The organism is Aliiroseovarius sp. S253 (assembly GCF_049800855.1).
GTDB lineage: Bacteria > Pseudomonadota > Alphaproteobacteria > Rhodobacterales > Rhodobacteraceae > Aliiroseovarius.
Window position 1 is genome coordinate 547120 of the sequence record NZ_JBNAFW010000002.1, and the last position, 21453, is coordinate 568572.

Genomic DNA, 21453 nt, shown 5'->3' on the forward strand with positions numbered 1-21453 from the left:
TATGTCAGTGTTGTTGACTTTCCAAGAATCAATTGTTAGCGATTTGCGGATTTCGCGAAATATTATGTCCGAAGCGGACCAATAATGCGCAACAATTGCAAAAATACTGCGGGGCGGTCCCGTGGCACAGAACTGGAAAGGACGGAAACATGAGCGGATATGATGATCGCGACGGCAAGATCTGGATGGACGGCCAATTGGTCGATTGGCGCGATGCGAACGTCCACATTCTGACCCACGCGCTGCACTATGCTTCGTCTGTATTTGAAGGTGAGCGCCTGTATGACGGCAAGATTTTTCTTAGCCGCAAGCACTCGGAACGCCTGCTGAAATCGGGCGAGATGATGGACATGCCCATCCCCTATTCCGTCGATGAAATCGAAGCCGCCAAGCAAGCAGTTGTCGAGGCGAACGGCCTGACCAACGCCTATGTGCGCGTTGTTGCATGGCGCGGGGCGGGTGAAGACATGGGTGTCAGTTCCGCGAAGAACCCGGTCCGTATGGCCGTGGCTGCGTGGGCGTGGGGCGACTATTACGGCGACGCCAAGATGAAAGGCGCCAAGCTGGACATTGCCAAGTGGAAACGCCCGTCGCCAGAAACCATCCCGACTGCAGCCAAGGCTGCTGGTCTTTACATGATCTGCACCATGTCCAAGCACGCGGCCGAGGCCAAAGGCTGCTCGGATGCGCTGTTCATGGATTACCGTGGCTATGTGGCCGAGGCGACCGGCGCGAACGTCTTCTTCGTAAAAGACGGTGAGGTTCACACCCCGATCCCCGACGCGATCCTGAACGGCCTGACCCGTCAGACCGTCATCGGGATGCTGAAGGAAAAAGGCATCAACGTGATCGAGCGCCACATCATGCCCGAAGAGCTGGCCGATTTCGAACAGTGCTGGCTGACTGGGTCGGCGGCTGAAGTTACACCTGTTGGCCAGATCGGTGACTACAAATTCGAAGTGGGCGCGCTGACCCGTGACATCTCGGAAAGCTACGAAAAACTCGTCAGAAGCTAACGCTTCTTAACGCCTTGTGAACGTCCGGTCCCTAGCGTGTAGCTACCGTAAGGGGGTCGGGCGTTTTGCTGTCCAGAAATCTGAAGATCTTGAGCGCGATTACTCTGGTCGTGGTGCTGCCGACCGTGGCGGCCCTGTCTTGGTATGCGGTGACCAAGGATCCGACGATTCGCCCCTTGGGCATAACCAAGCAGGCGCTGGTCGAGCAGACCTTGGACGACGGTGCCATTCTGACCATCGTGATCCGTTTCGATCCCGATGAACACGCGGAAGTCAGCAAGGTTCTAGGGGCGAGTATTGCTCGCGCATTCGAAGCAAAGGGCGTCGACGGCAGTATCAAACAGCGTCCAGCGCCGGGAGAAGAGATGACGGTGACCTATCTGATTGGTGCCTCATCCATCGGGCCATTCCCGGCCTCACAAGCTGCGTCTGGAATCAATGCAGCCGTTGGAGCGTATCGCATGGTTGTTCCGTCAATTGCCTCTGACAACTAGATAGCCAGAAGCCGTGCTTTGGCCCAACGCGCCGCATCTGCCACCACCGGATCCGGGTCGCCCAAATGAGGCTCTAATGCGGGCAAAAAGGTCTCGTCACCCGAGTTTCCGACGGCGTAGAGCACGTTGCGCAGAAACCGATCCCGCCCAATACGTTTGATCGGGCTGCCCGAGAACTTTTCGCGAAACCCGGCATCATCCAGAACCATGAGTTCGGCAAGTTTCGGGGCCAGCAGATCCTCGCGGGCGGCATAGCGCATCTCGTGGGCTTCGGTGGCAAACTTGTTCCACGGACAGGCGGCAAGGCAGTCGTCGCAGCCATAGATCCGGTTGCCAAGCTTCGCGCGAAGTTCCTCGTCCACCGGGCCTTTATGTTCGATGGTCAGATATGAAATGCAACGCCGCGCATCCAGCTGGAACGGCGCGGGAAAGGCGTCGGTTGGGCAGGCGTCTATACAAGAGGTACAAGACCCGCAATTCTCGCGCCCCGGTTCGTCCACCGGCAGCTCCAGCGTGGTGAAGATCGCGCCCAGAAAGAACCAGTTCCCCAGCTCGCGCGAAAGAAGGTTGGTGTGCTTGCCCTGCCAGCCCAGACCAGCGGCGGCGCCAAGGGGTTTCTCCATCACCGGGGCGGTGTCGACGAAGACTTTTATTTCGCCGCCAAAATGATCAATCATCCAGCGCCCCACGCGTTTGAGCCGCTTTTTCACGATGTCATGATAGTCTCTATTCTGCGCGTAAACGCTGATCGCGGCCCGATCAGGTTGTCCGATCACCTCCATCGGGTCGTGGCTGGGTGTATAGGGTTCGGCCAGCATGATCACGGATCTTGCCTCGGGCCAGAGGGCGGCGGGGTTGCCGCGCCAATGCATCCGCTCGCCCATCCAAGCCATGTCGCCTTGCCGTCCCTCGGCCACGAACTGCCCCAGGCGTTCGGCGATTTCTGGCACTGCATCTGGCCTGCACACACGCGCCATCGCAAAGCCTTCGGCCTGCGCCTGCGCGACAATCTCGGCCTTGCGCGACGCAGGGTCTTCAGGAAGGGGAACGCGGCGCGGTTTGCCGCCGCGTGGGCTCAAAAGTCCAGATCCGCGTAGTGCGCGGGCTGGGGGAAACCGGGGATCTGGTCGGCTAGGATCGACCGGAACGCTGGACGGGATTTGATCTTGGCATACCATTCACGCACATTGGCGTTCCTGTTCCAATCCACATCGCTGATGTAGTCCAAGGCCGACAGATGCGCCGCCGCGGCAAAATCCGCCAGCGACAGCTCGTTCCCTGCCAGCCAACGTCGTTGATCTAGAAGCCACCCCATATAGTCCAGATGGTACTTGATCGCCTTCGCACCCGCCTTCACATTGCGGCTTTCAGGGTATCCGGCCCCCATGACCTTCTTGTTCACACGTTCATACAGAAGGTTCGCTGTGACTTCATTATGGAACTTGTCGTCAAACCAGCTGACCAATCGGCGCGCTTCATAGCGGCCCTCGGGGTCGCGGGGCAAAAGGGCGGGCTCGGGAAACTTCTCTTCCAGATATTCGCAAATCGCCGCGCTTTCCGTCAGAAGCTGTCCGTCGATTTTCAAGATTGGCACCTTGCCGGCTGGGTTCCGGCGAAGGAACTCGGGGCTGCGCTCCCAATACCGTTCCTCGATAAGTTCAACCTCGACCTTTTTTTCGGCAAGGGACAACCGCACTTTGCGGCAAAACGGGGATAGTGGAACGTGAAAAAGGCGGTTCATGTGCAACTTCTGGTCTTGGAGTATGTCCCGTATTGCCCCGAACCGGCGTTGGGATCAATCCTCGAAGCAGCTTGAGCGTCCATCCGCGCGGATCGTAGCCGCTCCATCAACGATGGATTGCGCACGTTTGCGGACGAAAGGCGAGGGACGCGAGGCCGATCGTTCCTTGGGATTTGGTAGCAGGGCCGCCAGACGTCCGGCCTGTACGGCGGTCAATTCCTCGGGTCCGACGCCGAAATAGTGGCGGGCGGCGGCTTCGACCCCGAAGACACCTTCGTCAAACTCGGCAACGTTCAAATAGACTTCGACAATGCGGCGCTTGGTCCACACAAGCTCGACCGCAGGGGTGAAGACGGCCTCCAGAGCCTTCCTAAGCCACGACCGCCCGTGCCACAGGAAAGTGTTCTTCACGACCTGTTGAGTCAGGGTAGAGGCACCGCGGTTTCCACCATCTTCGATCGCGGCGCGAATCGCGCCCATGTCGAACCCCCAATGCTGACAGAAATTCGCGTCCTCGGCGGCGACAACCGAACGGGCCATAACGGGCGCGACTTCGTCCAAATCAACCCACTGCCGATCCACATCTCCCAAACGCATTTTTTCGGAAATGATATAGGGCGTGGTGGGCGGATTCAGAACCGAATAGGCAACAACGCTTAGTGCAAAGAAGACGACGACTGCCAAGACAGCGCGCCGAAGCCAGCGGATTGGTTTGAACCAGTTTCCGTTCTTGGCCTTGCCTGCCTTACCCTTACGCGGTTTCTTCTTCGCGCTGGTTTTTTTCGTTGTCTTGCTCTTTGCCACGCCGGATGTTCCCACAGGGGTGCAGACGGGTCAATGTCTGGAAATCAGGTCCGAAAATGAAAAAGACGCCCGCAATGCGAGCGTCCTTTATTCGTTCTCATGCGGCGTTTATTCCGCGGGGATGGCGTCTGCTTCCAGCGACAAAGGTGCGGGCAGCTTGTTCAGCATCTCTTTCGGGCAGATCTGCAGGAAGTTGGCTTTCTCGCTGTCCCAGTGACGCAGGATCTCTGTGGCCTTCTGGCTGCGGGTTTCTTCGGCATGGCGTTCGATCAGGCCTTTCAGTTCGGCTTCCCAGTGATCGACTGTGACCGGGCAGGTCACAAGGCTTTCCATGTTCATATGGTCCTGAGCCTCGCCATCCGGGTCGTACAGATAGGCCATACCACCCGTCATACCGGCTCCGAAGTTCGAGCCGATCGAGCCAAGGATGACGGCGATACCACCGGTCATGTATTCACAGCCGTTCGAGCCGCAGCCCTCGATCACAACCTTCGCGCCCGAGTTCCGCACCGCGAAACGCTCGCCCGCGCGGCCTGCTGCGAACAGGTAGCCGTCGGTCGCACCGTAAAGCACTGTGTTGCCGATGATCGTGTTGTCTGCGGCAACCAGCGGGCTGACCAGCGGCGGACGCACAACCACGGTGCCGCCGGAAATACCCTTGGCCACATAGTCGTTCGCGTCACCCGACACTTCGATCTTCAGGCCGGGGGCCGCAAAGGCACCCAGCGACTGACCGGCCGAGCCTTGCAGTTTCACCGTCAGGTGATCCGGCTGCAACGAGTTGCGCATTCCGAAACGCTTCACGATATGTGACGAAATCCGCGTGCCGACCGTCCGGTGCGTGTTCTGCACCGTATAGGACAGCTGCATCTTCTCGCCGTCTTCCAAGAAGCGCTGCGCATCGCGCACGATCTCGGCGTCCAGAGTATCCGGCACGGCGTTGCGATCACGGTCGCGGTTGTAGACAATCTTGTCCGCACCATCGACCACCAGCAGAAGTGGGTTCAGGTCGAGGTCGTCAAGGTGAGCCGACCCACGCGAGACCTGCGACAGCAGATCAGCGCGACCGATGACGTCGTCCAGCGAACGTGCGCCCAACTCGGCCAAAATCTCGCGCACTTCCTGAGCGTAGAAGGTGATCAGGTTCACGACCTTGTCGGCATTGCCAGTGAACTTGCCACGCAGTTCTTCGTCTTGGGTACAGACGCCAACGGGGCAGGTGTTCGACTGACATTGACGGACCATGATACAGCCCATGGCAATCAGGGCGGCGGTGCCGATGCCGTATTCCTCGGCGCCCATCATCGCGGCCATAACGATGTCACGACCGGTGCGCAGGCCACCATCGGTCCGCAGCGTAATACGGTCGCGCAGGTTGTTCATGGCCAGCACTTGGTGTGCTTCGGTCAGACCCATTTCCCACGGCAGACCCGCGAATTTGATCGAGGTCGCAGGCGATGCGCCCGTGCCGCCATTGTGGCCCGAGATCAGGATCACGTCGGCTTTCGCTTTCGCAACACCAGCCGCAATCGTACCAACGCCGGACGATGCAACCAGTTTCACCGTCACCTTACAGCGCGGGTTGATCTGCTTCAGGTCATAGATCAGCTGTGCCAGATCTTCGATCGAATAGATGTCGTGGTGCGGCGGCGGCGAGATCAGCGTCACACCCTTGGTCGAGTGGCGCAGGCGGGCGATAAGGTCAGTGACCTTCATGCCGGGCAGCTGACCACCTTCGCCGGGTTTCGCACCCTGTGCGACCTTGATCTCAAGTTCTTCACACTGGTTCAGGTATTCGGCGGTTACACCGAAGCGGCCTGACGCCACCTGCTTGATCTTGGCCGACGGGTTGTCGCCGTTGGGTTCGGGGTGGAAGTGTGCGGGATCTTCACCGCCCTCACCCGAATCCGACTTGGCGCCGATGCGGTTCATGGCGACGTTCAGGGTCTTGTGTGCTTCCGGCGACAGCGCCCCAAGAGACATACCCGGCGTCACGAAACGCTTACGGATCGCGTTGATGCTTTCCACTTCCTCAATCGGAACCGGCTTGCCCATCGGCTTGATGTCCAGAAGGTCACGCAGATGGATCGGCGGGTTCGACTGCATACGCGCCGAATACTGCTTCCACATCTCGAACGAGGCGCGGTCACAAGCCGATTGCAACAGGTGCATGGTCTGGGCTTCCCAAGCGTGCGTCTCGCCCGAGCGGCGCGCCTTGTAGAAACCGCCAACCGGCAGAACCTTGTCGCCACCACCGAAGCCAGCAGCGTGGATGTTTTCCAGTTTCTTCTGAATGCCGCCGACACCGATGCCCGAAATGCGCGAGGTCATGCCGGGGAAGTATTCCGCAACCATCGCACGCGACAGGCCGACGGCCTCGAAGTTCAGGCCGCCGCGATAGGACGAGATAACCGAGATCCCCATCTTCGCCATGATCTTCAGCAGACCTTGGTCGATGGCTTCACGATAGCGGCTAATGGCTTCGGTCAGCGAGCAATCCAGCAGGCCACGTTCGATACGATCAGCCAGCGAATCTTCTGCCAGATAGGCGTTCACCGTGGTCGCACCACAGCCCACCAGAACCGCGAAGTAATGCGGGTCGATACATTCAGCCGAACGCACGTTCAGCGATGTAAACGTCCGCAGGCCGTTTTTGACCAGCCAGCTGTGCACAGCCGAGGTGGCAAGGATCATTGGCATCGCCACGCGGTCTTCGCCCTGCGCCTGATCGGTCAGAACAAGGTGACCTGCGCCCGAGCGCACGGCGTCTTCCGCTTGGGCACGGATGTCTTCCAGTGCGATGCGCAGCGCGCTTTCGTCGCCGCCTGCCGGGAAGGTACAGTCGATCTCGGTCACTGAGGTTTCGAAGGATTCGATCAGTTTCACGAACTGTTCGTTGCCGACGAAGGGGCTTTCCAGCACGACGATTTCCGTCTGTGCACCGCTTTCATCCAGCACGTTCTTCAGGTTGCCGAAGCGCGTTTTCAGCGACATCACGCGGTATTCGCGCAGACTGTCGATCGGAGGGTTCGTCACCTGGCTGAAGTTCTGGCGGAAGAAGTGGCTTAGCGGGCGGTACTTGTTCGACAGAACAGCCGACGGGGTGTCGTCGCCCATCGAGGCCAGCGTTTCCTTGCCGTCTTCTGCCATCGGGGCCAGAATTTGCTCTAGCTCTTCCAGCGTATAGCCAGCAGCCACCTGACGGCGACGCAGTTCATCACCTGAGAACAGCGGCTTTTCTTCGATCTGCGACAGGCTTTCTTCCATGTCGTTAATCTTACCAACCCATTCCCCGAAGGGCTGGGCAGCGGCCAGTTTGTCCTTGATTTCAACGTCGTGGTACAGCTTGCCTTCTTTGGTATCCACGGCCAGAAGCTGACCCGGACCAAGTGCGCCCTTTTCCACAACGTTGGCTTCGTCGGTGGGAACCATGCCCGCTTCCGAACCCGCGATGACCAGACCGTCACCGGTTACGACGTAGCGCATCGGACGCAGGCCGTTGCGATCAAGACCGGCGCAAACCCAGCGACCATCGGTCATGGCAAGGGCGGCGGGGCCGTCCCACGGTTCCATCACCGAGTTGCAGTAGGAATACATGTCCTTCCACGCCTGCGGCAGGTCGATGGCCTGTTTGGACCAGCTTTCCGGCACCAGCATGGTTTTCGCCATCGGGGCCGAGCGGCCCGCGCGCACCATGACCTCGAACACGGCGTCCAGTGCGGCCGAGTCCGACGACCCGCCTGGAACGATCGGCTTGATGTCTTCAGCAAGGTCGCCAAAGAACGTCGAGGCCATGCGGATCTCGTGCGATTTCATCCAGTTCAGGTTGCCCTTCAGCGTGTTGATCTCGCCGTTATGGGCCAGCATGCGGAAGGGCTGGGCCAGCCACCACTGCGGGAACGTGTTGGTCGAGTAGCGCTGGTGATAGATCGCGAAGGTCGACTTGAAGCGCTCGTCCATCAGGTCGGGATAGAACACTGCAACCTGCTCGGCCAGCATCATGCCTTTATAGATGATCGAGCGGCAGGACAGCGACGCGATATACAGATCGTTGATCTGTGCGGCGTTGGCGGCTTTTTCAATCCGGCGACGGATCACGTACAGCTCGCGCTCGAATTGTTCTTCGTCGACACCTTTCGAGTTCGAGATCAGGATTTGCTCGATCTCGGGGCGGGTGGCGTTGGCCTTGTCGCCCAGACAGTCGATGTCGACCGGCACGTGGCGCCAGCCATAGATGTAATAGCCCATTTTCAGGACTTCGGTCTCAACGATCGTCCGGCAGGTTTCCTGCGCGCCGAAATCGGTGCGGGGCAGGAAGACCTGACCAACCGCGACCAGTTGATCTTCGCGCGGCTCGTGACCCGTGCGACGGATCTGGTCGTAGAAGAACGGTACCGGGATTTCGACGTGAATGCCTGCGCCGTCGCCCGTCTTGCCGTCGGCGTCAACAGCGCCGCGGTGCCAGATGGCTTTCAGGGCGTCGATACCCGCTTCGACCACTTTGCGTGTGGGCTTACCGTCAACGGCAACCACAAGGCCCACCCCGCACGAGCTATGCTCTTCTTCTTCGCGGTACAGGCTGTGTTCGTTCATAAAGGCGCGCTTGGCTTCCTCGCGGCGGACCCAGTTTTCATCGTATTTCGTCATTTCGGTTCTCCTTGCGGATGGGCGCGGGCGGTGATGCCCTGCAGGCCCTTGAATTTGATTACTCAGCAGCGACAGCGGCGGATGCGTTCAGGCTGTCCAGAATGTTGGCGCCTGCTTCACGACCGTCACGGATGGCCCAGACCACCAGCGATGCACCGCGCACGATGTCGCCCACGGCCCAGACGCCATCCAGATCGGTCTTGTGGGTGCCAAAAGCGGCTTTCACAGTGCCCCAGCGAGTCACGGGCAGATCCTGTTCGCCCCAGAGGGTCGGCAGATCTTCGGGCTCGAAGCCCAGTGCCTTGATGACCAGATCGGCGTCTTCGGTATAGTCCGAGCCTTCGATCACTTCCGGGCTGCGACGACCCGAGGCATCCGGTGCGCCAAGGCGCATCTTCTGCACGATCACGCCGTTCACAGGATTGCCGGTAAAGCCCTTGGGGGCCGACAGCCAGACGAATTCCACGCCTTCCTCTTCGGCGTTCTGCGTTTCGCGCTGCGAACCCGGCATGTTGGCGCGGTCGCGGCGGTACAGACATTTCACCGACTTGGCGCCCTGACGGATCGCGGTACGGACACAGTCCATCGCGGTGTCACCACCGCCGATAACCACGACGTTCTTGCCTTCAGCATTCAGTTCGCCGCTTTCGTATTCCGGCACGGTGTCGCCAAAGCTCAGCTTGTTCGAGCAGGTCAGATAGTCCAGCGCGGGAACGATACCGTCAGCACCAGCACCCGGACCCGACAGGTCGCGGCCTTTATAGACGCCGGTGGCCAACAGAACGGCGTCGTTCTGGGCGCGGATGTCTTGGAAGGTGATGTCTTCGCCGACATTGCAGTTCAGAACGAACTCGACGCCCGCATCTTCCAGCAGCTTCACACGGCGCATGACCACGTCTTTTTCCAGCTTGAAGCCGGGGATGCCATAGGTCAGCAGACCACCTGCGCGGTCATGGCGGTCATAGACGGTGACTTTCACACCAGCGCGCACCAGAACGTCAGCAGCAGCCAGGCCACCGGGGCCTGCGCCGATGATGGCGACTTTTTCCGAGCGATCCGCAACCGGGGTGATGTCTTCGACCCAGCCGTTTTCCCAGGCAGTATCGGTGATGTATTTCTCGACCGCGCCGATGGTGACGGTGCCGTGGCCCGACTGTTCGATCACGCAGTTGCCTTCGCACAGGCGGTCCTGCGGGCAGATGCGGCCACAGATCTCGGGGAAGGTGTTGGTGGACTGGCTGAGGGCATAGGCCTCTTTCAGGCGACCGGTCGCGGTCATGCGCAGCCAATCGGGGATGTTGTTGTGCAGCGGGCAATGCGACTGACAATAAGGTACGCCGCACTGGCTACAGCGGCTGGCCTGCTCGGCTGCCTTCTGCGCGGCGAATTCGGCGTAGATCTCGTTGAAGTCTTCTTTACGGTTTTCGGCGGCGCGCTTCTCGGGCATGTCCCGATCGACCGACACGAATTTCAACATAGGCTGCTTTGCCATCCTGGCTCTCCCTCGGCTGGCCCGTTTTCGGGCAGACTCTTGGCTTGGAGTTTGGCTTTTAAGGGGACTCGTCAGAAATGAAAAGTCAATAATGCTTACCTAAATGCGAAAATGTAGCCTGAAATGAGCCAAATTCTCGCCGGGGTGTCAATAAATAGGTCAGCAAAGCATACCCATAAAGCCTCTTCCCTTTCCGGACCGCTGCTTTAGCTTGCCGCTGAGCTTTATTTTCAAGGAACCGCGCATGTCGCTTGCCCACATTCTTCTGGTCGCCATCATTCAGGGAATCACCGAGTTTCTGCCCGTTTCGTCCTCGGGCCATCTGGTTCTGGTGCCACATCTGACCGGACTTCCAGATCAGGGGCTGGCGATTGATGTGGCGGTGCATATCGGCACGCTGGGGGCGGTGATGCTGTATTTCTGGCGCGATGTGCAGATCGGATTGGCGGGTATCCCGCGGATGCTGACGGGGCGGATCGATACGCCGGGCGCGAAGCTGGCATTCCTGTTGCTGATTGCCACCATTCCGGCCGTGATCCTTGGGCTTATCTTCAAAATGACCGGTTTCAGTGACCAGTTGCGGTCGATCAAGGTCATCGCATGGACGATGATCCTGTTTGGCTTGGTGCTCTATTGGGTTGATCAGAAGGGCGGCGTTCAGAAGAGCGCGGATGATTGGAGCCTGCGGGACGCGGTGATCATGGGGCTGTGGCAGGCGCTCGCGCTGATACCGGGCACGTCGCGGTCTGGGGCGACGATCTCGGGCGCGCGGGCGTTGGGGTACGAACGGTCCGACGGGGCGAAGCTGGCCATGTTGATGTCGATCCCGACGATCATCGCTTCGGGTGTATTGCTGGGGGCCGAGGTTGCGGCCACGGCGGATGCTCAAGTTGCCCGCGATGGCGCAATTGCGGCGGTGTTTTCTTTCGTCGCCGCCCTGCTGGCGCTTAGCCTGATGATGCGGCTTCTGCGGTCTGTCAGCTTTACACCTTATGTGATCTATCGGATCGCGCTGGGCGTTGTGCTGTTGGGAATTGCCTATCTCTAAAGAAAAAAGGCGCGGAAAGCCGCGCCCTTTCTAATTCAGTGACCCTAAGGTTTAGATATCCGTGCGCAGGTTCTTGGCCGAGCTCTGGATCGCCGCATACTGGCCGCCTGCGCGGAAGCGCCACAGATAGTCCGGCAGGATCGCAGCCATAGCGCGTGGGGTGATGCCCAGATCGCCAAAGCCCTTCGCGTCGTCGGCAACCACGTTGTCATAGCCAAGGCTGATTACCTGATCACGGGTCAGAGGCGATGCGATCAACCCACCCGAGATCCACTGGATCAAGTCAAAGATCCCAGCCTGAAGGCGCGCAATACCAAAGGGCAGGTTCAGCACCAAGCGACGGCGCTGGGTGACTTCCAGCATCCGATCAATCGACTCGCGCAGCGTTTCCACGTCCGGGCCGCCCAGCTCGTAAATACCGGCCTCGGCCTGACCAAGAACCGCCATCTCGGCTGCTTTGGCCACATCATCTACGTGAACCGGCTGAAACTTCGTGTTGCCACCAGTGATCGGAAGGACAGGACCGAAGCGGGTCATGTTGGCGAAACGGTTGAAGAACTGGTCGTCGGTTCCGAAGATGACCGAGGGACGCAGGATCACAGCACCGGGGAACGCGGCTTTAACGTCTTCTTCGCCCTGCGCCTTGGTGCGGGCGTATTCACTGTCGCTTTCGGCACTCGCGCCGATGGCCGACAGTTGAACCAACTGGCCCACGCCTTCTTCAGTTGCGATGCGTGCCACGCGGCCTGCGCCGTCATGGTGCACAGCGTCGAAGCTGTTCTTCCCGATCGAGTTCAGAACACCCACGCAGTTTACAACTGCATCAGCCCCCTGCATGGCAGTCCGGACCGAATTGTCGTCGCGGATGTTGCACAGGATCGGCTCGACCTGACCTACAGCGCCATAGGGCTTTACGAACAGCGCTTCGTTGGGTCGGCGCACGGCGACGCGAACGCGCCACCCCTGCTTGGCCATGCGGCGGGCAATATAGCGCCCGACAAAGCCTGAACCGCCATAGATCGTGACCAGCTTGGACATGGAAGCTCTCCTTGAATTCCTTGGCTTTTGCATAGCTTTTCAAGCGCGTTTGAGCAAGGCGCAAACGGATTCCATGAAAAGCCAAGAAATGTTGTTGACACTCTTCACTGGTCACACTAAATCCCCCTTCACCAACCCGTGCCCAGATGGCGGAATTGGTAGACGCGCTAGCTTCAGGTGCTAGTGTCCGTATGGACGTGGAGGTTCGAGTCCTCTTCTGGGCACCATTTCTTCCGAACATAGATAGCCTTAGATCCTCAATATTGTTGAGTTATTGGCCTGTTTTGCTGCATTATCCTGCATGCAGATGGACACTTGGCATCCCCAGAAAACATGATGTTTAGGGTGGTATTGGGGTATTATTCCGACCTTCGAAGGAAGTTTCTCTACGCCCCTTTTGGATTCAAAACTTCAGAAAACTAAGATTCAAGGCAAGTCATAAAGGCTGCCTGATAGCAGTGGTGGCGCTGATGGAAGGGAATTGGATTATAGTTGAAGATGTTGAATTGGTGGTTCTCTCGCTCAGATCTAACCGTTGACTGCTTTCCGAGAATGCCTTCAATTCATCATTGCGACGTATGGGCTGCTCCAACGAAGAGGTGTCCGCCCACAGCTTTCGCGCCGCCCAATTGATTTTGATTTGTGGGTCAAAGGTTCCAATCCTTCGCACCTCGAAATATTCATAATTCTATCAATGCTTTATGCATGTGCACTAGAGATGCGGCGGGCGTCACGCTTAGCTTGCCGGAAGCATCCGAACGAGGAACCGAGCGTTGTTTTTTGGTGACAGGAGCGCACGTCTCTTTTTTGTCCTTGCCGATCAGATTGCCGAATTATACTCATGATTGTATCCCGCTGAGCAGGATTTGGTATCGGAGACCCTGCTAGATCACCAGATGGTCAGAACCACATTTCGTCTATCAATTTATTAAGTTTGGATTGGAAATTTTAATCGTGCTGAAGAAAAACTCTGCCGGATTTTACTTAGGGCTTGCCATTATCGCGGGTGTCGTACTTGCGCTACAGATCTTGCACACACGATTTCTGTCAATTTCATCATACTATTCCTTGGCATTCTTCGCGATTAGCATGGCGATGCTCGGGCTGACGACCGGCGCGATATTCGTCTATTTCAAGAAAGATTGGTTGGATCGTTTCCGTCTGGACCACCTGCTATCTAGCTTGTCCAATCTGGTATCGCTCGCGATTTTGCTCAGCCTCTCGCTTTACCTCACAAGTCTCGTTTTTGTTGAATCTGGAAACCCCCTCATGACATTCTTGGTCTGGGGTAAACTGGTGGTCACACTGGCCATACCCTACTTCATTGCTGGGGTTCTGATTTCTCTGGCTTTGACTAAACCGCGACTTCCAATCGGGTATGTATACGGCAGCGATTTGATCGGGGCAGCCATCGGATGCTTTCTGGTGTTGGGATTGCTCGCCGTAATGGATGGAGTTTCAGCAGTTCTGGCGCTGGCAGCGTTGTCGTCTCTCGCGGGGGTGCTGTTTCGTAACGGGTTGGCAGAAGACGCCATCCCGTCCCATGACGATCTAATTCCTAGCACACAGAAACGTTTACCGAGCGGGAGCCCGCTAACATTCTTCGCTCTTGCCGCTCTTTGTGTGGCGAATGCTTTGATTTTTCCGAACGGCGCACGCATTTTCGTCGAGAAGGGCAGAATTGCCCATCCCGCCTTTCAAGAAGCGATATTCTGGAACTCTTTCTCACGCGTGGACATGACACCTCCGTTCTACGACCATGTGCGACTGCATGGGATTGGCAGCAACGTCACGCGTGCAGATCTCCCCAAAGCGGTGATGCGGGATCTGAAGATGGATGCAGATGCTGCAACGATTCTGTTGGAATATAAGGTTGGCGAAACAGATATTTCCTTTCTTGAACATGATGTCGTGAATGTCGCTTACTCGGCGGCGCCGGATGGAAAGGCTGCCATCATTGGTGTGGGAGGCGGGCGCGATATTCTGTCCGCACTGCACTTTGGCCACGAAGAAGTCATCGGAGTGGAGATCAACCCAATTTTCGTTGAGAACCTTGAGGGCCGGTCTCGGGAATTCAATCAGGTCGCAGATGTTCCGGGCGTCCAGTTGGTCGTTGATGAAGCAAGAGCTTGGTTTGCTTCGACAGACGAACGATTTGCTTCGATCCAAATGAGTCTCATTGATACTTGGGCAGCAACGGGTGTGGGTGCATTTTCGCTAACCGAGAACGGGCTCTACACGATTGAGGGATGGACAAAGTTTCTCTCCAGACTCGAAGAAGGTGGCGTATTCTCAGTATCGCGGTGGTTCTCGCCTAAAAATATTGGAGAGGCCGGGCGTACAGTCTCGCTGGCGAAAGCGACGCTTTACGAGCTAGGGGCCAGCAATCCAGATGATCACATCATGCTGGTGTCAGCGGCACGGCTCGCGACCATTATCGTCGGGCGCGACCCGCTCACCCCGGCCCAAATCGCGGCCATTGAAAATCTGTCGGTGCGCGAGGGGTTTGATATTCTCTACACCCCGAAACGCCAGCCGGATAACGAAATTCTAAACATGATCCGCGGTGCTGGAAGCGTCGAAGAACTGAATAGCTTGGCCAAGTATTCATCGCTGAATTTTGCGCCACCAACGGACAGTGCGCCGTTCTTCTTCAATCAGCTACAAGCCTCGTCACTTCTAAACCCCGGCGAGTTGAAACGACAGCTGGCATCAGGCGGAGGGGTCGTTCCGGGCAACATTACCGCGACGCTCGTTCTGATCTTCATTATTTGCCTATCGACAATCGCGGTGGTTGCGACAGCGATCATTCCATCAAGGGCCAAGATACGTAACGTATCGCGAACCCTGAGCACATTAGGAACCTCGTATTTCCTCTGCATTGGCTTGGGTTTCATGTTCGTCGAAATTGCTTTGATGCAACGGCTTTCGATCTTCTTGGGTCACCCAGTTTATGGACTGGCGGTTGCTCTTGCGGGAATTATCCTAGCGACTGGAATCGGAAGCCTGATTTCCGAGCGCTTCCAATTGAACAGCGGATGGCGGTTGATGGCTTGGTCCCTAGGAACAGCGGTATACGTGGCGGCAACGCCAATTTGGCTACCAGCTGTAGTTAGCGTTCTAGACACCAGCAGCATCGTGGTTCGTTGCGCGGCGTCGCTTGTCATAATCATGCCAGCAGGAATTCTGTTGGGATATGGGTTCCCGACCGGTATGCGGCTGGTGAATGAAATCGATGCCACTCCGACCCCGTGGTTCTGGGCCGTGAATGGTGCCGCAGGCGTGCTGGCTTCCGGTGTGGCCGTCTTTGTCGGAACAACGTTCTCGATTAATACCAATTTCGTGATCGCGGCACTATGCTACGCCGCTATCGCGCCTTTGGCGATTGGTCTGAACAAGTTCCGCCCGGAGAGGGTCGGCGAAATCTCAGGCTCCGCTCAAGCAACCTGAGTGTTCACGTTTTAACCGAAGCTCTTGGCGGGTGACCTGCCCCGGTTGCTTTCGGTGATCTAATGTAGAGTTTGCCGGCCTTTTGAAGGCTCAAGCAAATGCGAAGGGGCCGTTTCACGGAATCCCAATTCATTGGGATGACCAAAGTACAGGATTTGTATCTAGCTCTAAGCTTACTGCTCAGAAATACATTGACCAAAAACTCCCGCAGCCCACTGGTGTGGGTCTTTCCACCAACCTACATTGGACATCGAGTTCTCAATTAACGCTGCATTCATAGTTGGCGATGCTTCTGCAAATCTAATTTCCTGAACCAAATAGTGCTCTGCAGCTGCTGAATCGCCAGTCTGTACAATCAGTGCCGCATTTTCAGTGGCGGTTGCCATCGCATCACAATCTGACGCAACCGCCGGGGCGCTCGATAAGATGGGCAGGCAGGCGCAATCCAAGAATTGGTATTTAAACATGATATTCGTCCGTTCGCATGGCGTGTGACCCAAATTCAGTCTTCGCCGTAGTAGGTTTTCCGCAATTCGGTAAAGCCCACTACTTCCGGCTCGGGCACACTCCACAACTCACTACGTTACGTGAAATTATCCTCTTACTATCTCTTCAATCAAACACTAGGCGTGTTGCGGATAACCTCCTCTAGGCACGATACCACTTCGGTAACACTATAATTTTCGACCCAGAGACTGGTCTCGAATCGACTGGCGACTCCCGGTGTTTTCTCGGGCAACTCGTACGGTTGATCGACCTCAGGTGCAAAAAATCGCTTGGCATGGAGTATAACCTTTAGTGTAGTAAGCGGATCGTTTTGCCACGGTTTGTACACAATCGGCTAATTTGCCTTATTTTGTGCACAGAATGAACGCTTATTTTCCTTTTTTGGCGCCACCCAACACGTTAAAGTTTATTGACGAAGGGTAAGCATACATCGAATAGGTGAAATGGACATTCAGACCAAAAAAAAGCTTATGAATGAAGATGGCACTGCGACTGTCGAGACCGTACTTTGGCTTCCCGTGCTTTTCATGATTTTTGTTCTGATCATCAACACGTCCTTCGTATTCTACAAACAATCGATCATTATGCGTGTGGTACAAGATGCGAACCGCGCTCTGTCGGTAAAGCGTCTCGATTCAGTAGATGACACACAGACCTATATCAAAACCCGTATCTCGCATCTCTCGAGCAATGGGACTGCTACAACCACCATCAATGAATCGACTGGGGTGATCACCTCGACTGCAGTGATTCCCGTGTCGGATTTGGTCTTCAACGGAAAATTTAACTTTCTCGAAGACTTCTCGGTCAGGGTGTCCTCTCAGCATTTCGTGGAGTATTGATGTGAACACACCGTCCCATACTTCCAACCACATCTGGCAGTTCACAAAGAACGACGAAGGCGCCATCACAATCTTCGGGATGTTCCTATTCGCTGCGATTGTTCTTGTTGGTGGCTTGGCCATAGACATGCACAACTTGATGAACGCCCGCACTCAGTTGCAGGTGTCGGCCGACATGACAGCTCATGCGGCGCTGTATCGGCGTGACTTTGAAAGCGATCCCGACAAGGCAAAGGCCCAGGCACTGGCGTTGGTTGAAGCGACGATGCCAAGTGCAGAATACGGGAAGGTTATCCAAGCTTCGGACATTACGTTTGGCAAGTATGATCGGGATACGGAGACTTTTACTCCCAATGCGAACTCGAAGGCGGCCGTGCACGTCTATTCGACGCGCCTAAATTCGAAATCGAATCCGGTGTCGACGTTTGTTCTGCGCATACTGGGCTTCGTTAACTATGACATGACGGTCCAGTCCGTGTTTACGACCTTCCGCCCCACCTGCTTTCTCGAAGGATTTGTTTCAGAAGGACGTATCGATATTCAGTCAAACAATGGGTTTAAAAATGGCTTCTGCCTACACTCGAACGACTATGTATCCTTGAACAGCAACAACACCTTCGAAACTGGCACCATCGTTTCTATGCCCGATACTGATGACTTGGACCTGCCCCGATCAGGTTGGAAAACCAACGACGGCTTGGATGCCGCGCTTCGGGAGGGGGCATATCGCCTGCGCACGGTGAACAAGCTGCCCGCGTACATTCAAGGTTTAAGAGATCGCGTTCCCGAATATTTGCCGGATAATATTCATACGTTGGATCCGGTTGAATATCTTACCCTTAAGAACAGCGATAAGCTTACCATGGCGGATCTGACGCCAAATCGGGTTCATGTTGTTGGGTGCGGTAAGAATGGCGTTTTGACGATTAACGAAGCGACGGCGATTTCCGATGTGGTTATTGTAACGGACTGCACAATTAAGTTTGGCCAAGCGCTGCGGATTGAAAATTCTATCATTGCGACCACCCACACCGATCCCAAATCCATGAACTCAAGTTCAAGCCTGACTTTGGGAAAGAATGACGGCTGCGCCGAAGGTGGTGGGTCTGTGCTGCTTACACTTGGCGGAATCCAATTTACGTCTAAGATCAACATTTATGGCAGCCGGATGATCGCGGCGGGGAATATCGAGTTCTCGGCGAACGCCGATGGGATTGAAGGTGCATCTCTTGTTGCAGGGGGTGAGATCAGCGGCACCTCGAACATGAATATGGGGTTCTGTGGGACCGGAATGCCGAACCTGTTCGAAGCCGAGTATTTCCGCCTAGCATACTAATCTGATGCGACAAATTCTGGGCTTGGCGCGGTAAACCTCGCCCAGCTATTCACGCCTTGGTGTGATTTTGGGGGGCTGGTCCACGATAGGCCTGCGTCAGCTCGTCCGCCACTTCGGACCCATCTTTCAGGAAGGGCAAGATCCCGCGGCGCATGGATCGGCCGCGCCCTGCTTCGATCTGGGTGTCGGATTTGGTGACGCGCTGGCTCATCCGTCGGCCCCACTGGCCGAGCATCTCGTATAGGCGGGCAATCTGATCCTGATGTGCGTTTCCGCGCGCCAGATCGTTCAGCTCGTCCGGGTCAGTTTTCAGATCAAACAACATCGGGCGCAGGCCGCCCTCGGCATGCATCAGTTTGTAGCGCCCGTCGAAGACCATGAACAGCCGCGCGTCGCGGGGGCTGACGCCGAGCTTTTCGCAGGCGGGGGTCGAGGAATAGTCGTACTCGCTGATGGCAAACTTGCGCCACTCCGGCGTCTCGCCGCGCAACCACGGCATCAAGCTGCGCCCTTCAAGGATGTGATCAGCGACGGTGCCGCTGGCCACTTCGACAAAGGTGGGGGCAAGGTCGATCGCTTCGACCAGCGCGTCACAGGTAGTGCCGCGGGTGGCATCCGCCGATGGGCGCGGGTCGGCGATGATCAGAGGCACTTTGACCGAGGGCTCGTGGAACAGATCCTTCTCGCCCAACCAATGATCACCCAGATAATCCCCATGGTCCGAGGTCAGCACGATCATCGTGTCATCTGCCTGCCCAGTGGCGTCGAGATGATCCAAAATGCGCCCCAAATGATCATCGCATTGCTTGATTAGACCCATATAGGCAGGGATCACTTTCTTGCGCACTTCATCCTGCTGGAAGGCGGCGGCGATCTTGTTGTGCATGAAGGCGTCAAACACGGGTTGCGCGTTCTGGCGCTCCTCATCGGACCGAACCGCCGGGGGCACATCATCCGGCCCGAACATGTCGTGATAGGGCGCGGGCACGATGTAGGGCCAGTGCGGCTTGATATAGCTGACATGCGCGCACCACGGCCCCTTGGCCTGATCCATGAAGCGCAGGGTTTCACTGGTCAGCCACGCGGTTTCGCTGTCTTCTTCGCGGATATTGGCGGGTTTGTCGGCATTGTCGAACATCCAGCCGCTGGCGATCTCGCCATCCTCGACGCCTGCATTGGCGTTCACCGACCACGGGTTCTCGGCTTCGTAACCCTTTGACTTCAGATAGGCGTTATAGGGCGAGTGCTTTTCGTCATAGAACCCATCCGGCCCCTCGGCCCACAGCCCGTCATCACGAACCCAGACATCAAATCCGCACTCTGCTTGCCGCGCACCGATGACGCTGTCGGGCGCAATGCCAAGGCGCTTCATGCCCTCGGCGTCCACCTTCATGTGGGTCTTGCCCAGCAGCCAGCAGTCCATCCCGACTGCGCGCAGGTGATCGCCCATCGTGTGTTCGCCCACGCGCAGCGGGAAGCCGTTCCACTGCGCCCCGTGAGACGAGGCATAGCGCCCAGTATAGGTGCTCATCCTGCTGGCACCACAGATTGGCGACTGCACATAGCAGTTGGTAAACCGCACGCCACGCGCTGCAACGCGGTCGAAATTGGGGGTCTTCAGCGACGGATGGCCCGCGCAGCTTAGGTAATCAAACCGAAGCTGGTCATACATGATGAAAAGAATGTTCATGGCTGCCCCTCCACCGGCGTTTTTCGCACGGTAGGGCAGGGGAGGCCGATCAGCAATGGGCGATCAGATCTGGCGGCCCTGCAGAAGACGTGGAAGGTCTCCGGTCAGGCCAGCGGCCTCGCGGATGAAGTTGCGGCGCAGGCCGGGCATGGCGTTCACTGCGCCTAACCCAATGTCACGAGCCACGCGCAAGATGGGATTGTCGTTGGAAAACAGCCGGTTGGTGGCTTCGGTCATCATGACCATCTGCGAGACATCCCAACGCCGCCATTGTTGATAGCGTTCCAGCACATCCAGACGGCCAATGTCTTCGCCACGACGGCGGGCGAGCGTTAGGACCTCGGCCAAAGCAGCCACGTCCTTCAGCCCTGCATTCAGACCCTGCCCGGCAATCGGGTGCATCCCGTGTGCGGCATCTCCCACCAGCGCCAAACGATCCGCGATAAAGCTGTTCGCCACGGTCAGGTTCAGCGGATATGTGAAGCGCTTTCCGGCCAGACTGATCTCGCCCAGGAACGAGCCAAAGCGCGGGCGAAGTTCCTCCAAATACCCTTCGTCATCCAGCGCATGAATGCGCGCGGCCTCGTCATGGGTTTCGGTCCAGACGATCGAGCATTGGTTGCCCGGCAGCGGCAGGATCGCCAAGGGGCCTGCAGGCATAAAGAACTGGTGCGCGACACCCTCATGCGGCAGCTCGTGATCAATCGCACAAACCAACGAGGTCTGCCCGTAGTCATGCCCATGCCGCTTGATGCCCGCGCGTTCGCCCGTGCCGGTTCTGCGTCCGTCGCAGCCGACGACCATCTGACCGGTCAGAGTTTTGCCCGAGGCCAGATTCAACGTGACCGAGGCCGGTTCAATGGTTTGATCCACCACCGTGTCCTGATCAATCAGCGTGACGTTCGGGTGTGCTTCGACCGCGTCTAGGAAGGCGCGGGACAGGAAGCGGTCCTCGACCATATAGCCCATCGGGCCTTCGTCGATCTCGGCATGGTCAAATTCCAACACAAACGGGCCGGGGCCTTCGCCGGGGCGACCGTCGGAAATGCGGATGTCTAAAAGCGGCTGCGCGTGTTCCGAGACTTGGGGCCAAACGCCAAGCGCCACCAGCAACCGTTGCGATGCCAAAGCCAGCGCATAGCCGCGCCCGTCAAAGTCATCGCCCCCACGCGCGCCCTTCGGCAGCGCGTCAATCATGGTCACCTTGAACCCGGTGTCCCCCAAGGCCAGCGCAAGGGCCGGGCCGTTCAGGCCTCCGCCCACGATCAGGATATCGGCATCATGTGTCATACCCTCTTTCTGCCCTCGCTGTTTGGGATTGTCCATGCGTCCTCCTGTCGTTACCGTC

15 protein-coding genes and 1 tRNA gene are annotated in these 21453 nt (G+C 57.2%); 7 read left to right on the plus strand and 9 right to left on the minus strand.

Annotated elements, in window-relative coordinates:
* The first annotated feature begins 149 nt into the window (after positions 1-149).
* The gene (locus tag ACP15F_RS14180; protein ID WP_424941473.1) at positions 150-1016 is read left to right on the plus strand and encodes a branched-chain amino acid aminotransferase; all 867 of its coding nucleotides are present in this window, start codon (positions 150-152) and stop codon (positions 1014-1016) included.
* A gap of 89 nt (positions 1017-1105) precedes the next feature.
* Positions 1106-1510: a hypothetical protein gene (locus ACP15F_RS14185; protein WP_424941474.1), complete on the plus strand. Its 405-nt coding sequence runs from the start codon at positions 1106-1108 to the stop codon at positions 1508-1510.
* On the opposite strand, the gene queG is transcribed toward ACP15F_RS14185, so the two are convergent.
* The 5 genes from queG to ACP15F_RS14210 form a co-directional block, all read right to left on the minus strand.
* The gene (gene queG / locus ACP15F_RS14190) at positions 1507-2520 is read right to left on the minus strand and encodes a tRNA epoxyqueuosine(34) reductase QueG (protein WP_424941643.1); all 1014 of its coding nucleotides are present in this window, start codon (positions 2518-2520) and stop codon (positions 1507-1509) included. The genes ACP15F_RS14185 and queG overlap by 4 nt on opposite strands.
* A gap of 65 nt (positions 2521-2585) precedes the next feature.
* On the minus strand, positions 2586-3251 hold the full coding sequence (locus ACP15F_RS14195; RefSeq protein WP_424941475.1) for a glutathione S-transferase family protein: 666 nt from the start codon (positions 3249-3251) through the stop codon (positions 2586-2588).
* Positions 3252-3305: 54 nt separating this feature from the next.
* Complete coding sequence (mtgA, locus tag ACP15F_RS14200; protein WP_424941476.1) at positions 3306-4055, minus strand: monofunctional biosynthetic peptidoglycan transglycosylase; 750 nt, start codon at positions 4053-4055, stop codon at positions 3306-3308.
* Between the two features lie 108 nt (positions 4056-4163).
* The gene (gltB, locus tag ACP15F_RS14205) at positions 4164-8702 is read right to left on the minus strand and encodes a glutamate synthase large subunit (RefSeq protein ID WP_424941477.1); all 4539 of its coding nucleotides are present in this window, start codon (positions 8700-8702) and stop codon (positions 4164-4166) included.
* Between the two features lie 58 nt (positions 8703-8760).
* A complete protein-coding gene (locus ACP15F_RS14210) occupies positions 8761-10194 on the minus strand; it encodes an NAD(P)-dependent oxidoreductase (RefSeq protein WP_424941478.1) in 1434 nt (477 codons plus the stop codon).
* 244 nt (positions 10195-10438) lie between these two features.
* Here ACP15F_RS14210 and ACP15F_RS14215 point away from each other — a divergent pair, with 244 nt between their 5' ends.
* Complete coding sequence (locus ACP15F_RS14215; protein WP_424941479.1) at positions 10439-11242, plus strand: undecaprenyl-diphosphate phosphatase; 804 nt, start codon at positions 10439-10441, stop codon at positions 11240-11242.
* 51 nt (positions 11243-11293) lie between these two features.
* Here ACP15F_RS14215 and ACP15F_RS14220 read toward each other — a convergent pair whose 3' ends face one another.
* Complete coding sequence (locus ACP15F_RS14220; protein ID WP_424941480.1) at positions 11294-12280, minus strand: complex I NDUFA9 subunit family protein; 987 nt, start codon at positions 12278-12280, stop codon at positions 11294-11296.
* A 140-nt stretch (positions 12281-12420) separates the two neighbouring features.
* On the opposite strand from ACP15F_RS14220, the gene ACP15F_RS14225 reads away from it, so the two are divergent.
* Positions 12421-12507 (plus strand) — tRNA-Leu (locus ACP15F_RS14225).
* A 727-nt stretch (positions 12508-13234) separates the two neighbouring features.
* A complete protein-coding gene (locus ACP15F_RS14230; RefSeq protein WP_424941481.1) occupies positions 13235-15730 on the plus strand; it encodes a hypothetical protein in 2496 nt (831 codons plus the stop codon).
* A gap of 173 nt (positions 15731-15903) precedes the next feature.
* Here the strand turns inward: ACP15F_RS14230 and ACP15F_RS14235 are convergent, their stop codons facing one another.
* The gene (locus ACP15F_RS14235; protein ID WP_424941482.1) at positions 15904-16197 is read right to left on the minus strand and encodes a hypothetical protein; all 294 of its coding nucleotides are present in this window, start codon (positions 16195-16197) and stop codon (positions 15904-15906) included.
* 483 nt (positions 16198-16680) lie between these two features.
* Here ACP15F_RS14235 and ACP15F_RS14240 point away from each other — a divergent pair, with 483 nt between their 5' ends.
* Complete coding sequence (locus tag ACP15F_RS14240) at positions 16681-17079, plus strand: TadE/TadG family type IV pilus assembly protein (protein ID WP_424941483.1); 399 nt, start codon at positions 16681-16683, stop codon at positions 17077-17079.
* Position 17080: 1 nt separating this feature from the next.
* Positions 17081-18415, plus strand: coding sequence for a TadE/TadG family type IV pilus assembly protein (locus ACP15F_RS14245; RefSeq protein WP_424941484.1), 1335 nt, complete (start codon positions 17081-17083; stop codon positions 18413-18415).
* Between the two features lie 49 nt (positions 18416-18464).
* On the opposite strand, the gene ACP15F_RS14250 is transcribed toward ACP15F_RS14245, so the two are convergent.
* Both ACP15F_RS14250 and ACP15F_RS14255 read right to left on the minus strand, forming a co-directional pair.
* On the minus strand, positions 18465-20105 hold the full coding sequence (locus ACP15F_RS14250) for a sulfatase-like hydrolase/transferase (RefSeq protein ID WP_424941485.1): 1641 nt from the start codon (positions 20103-20105) through the stop codon (positions 18465-18467).
* 63 nt (positions 20106-20168) lie between these two features.
* A complete protein-coding gene (locus ACP15F_RS14255) occupies positions 20169-21431 on the minus strand; it encodes an FAD-dependent monooxygenase (RefSeq protein WP_424941486.1) in 1263 nt (420 codons plus the stop codon).
* Positions 21432-21453 lie beyond the last annotated feature (22 nt).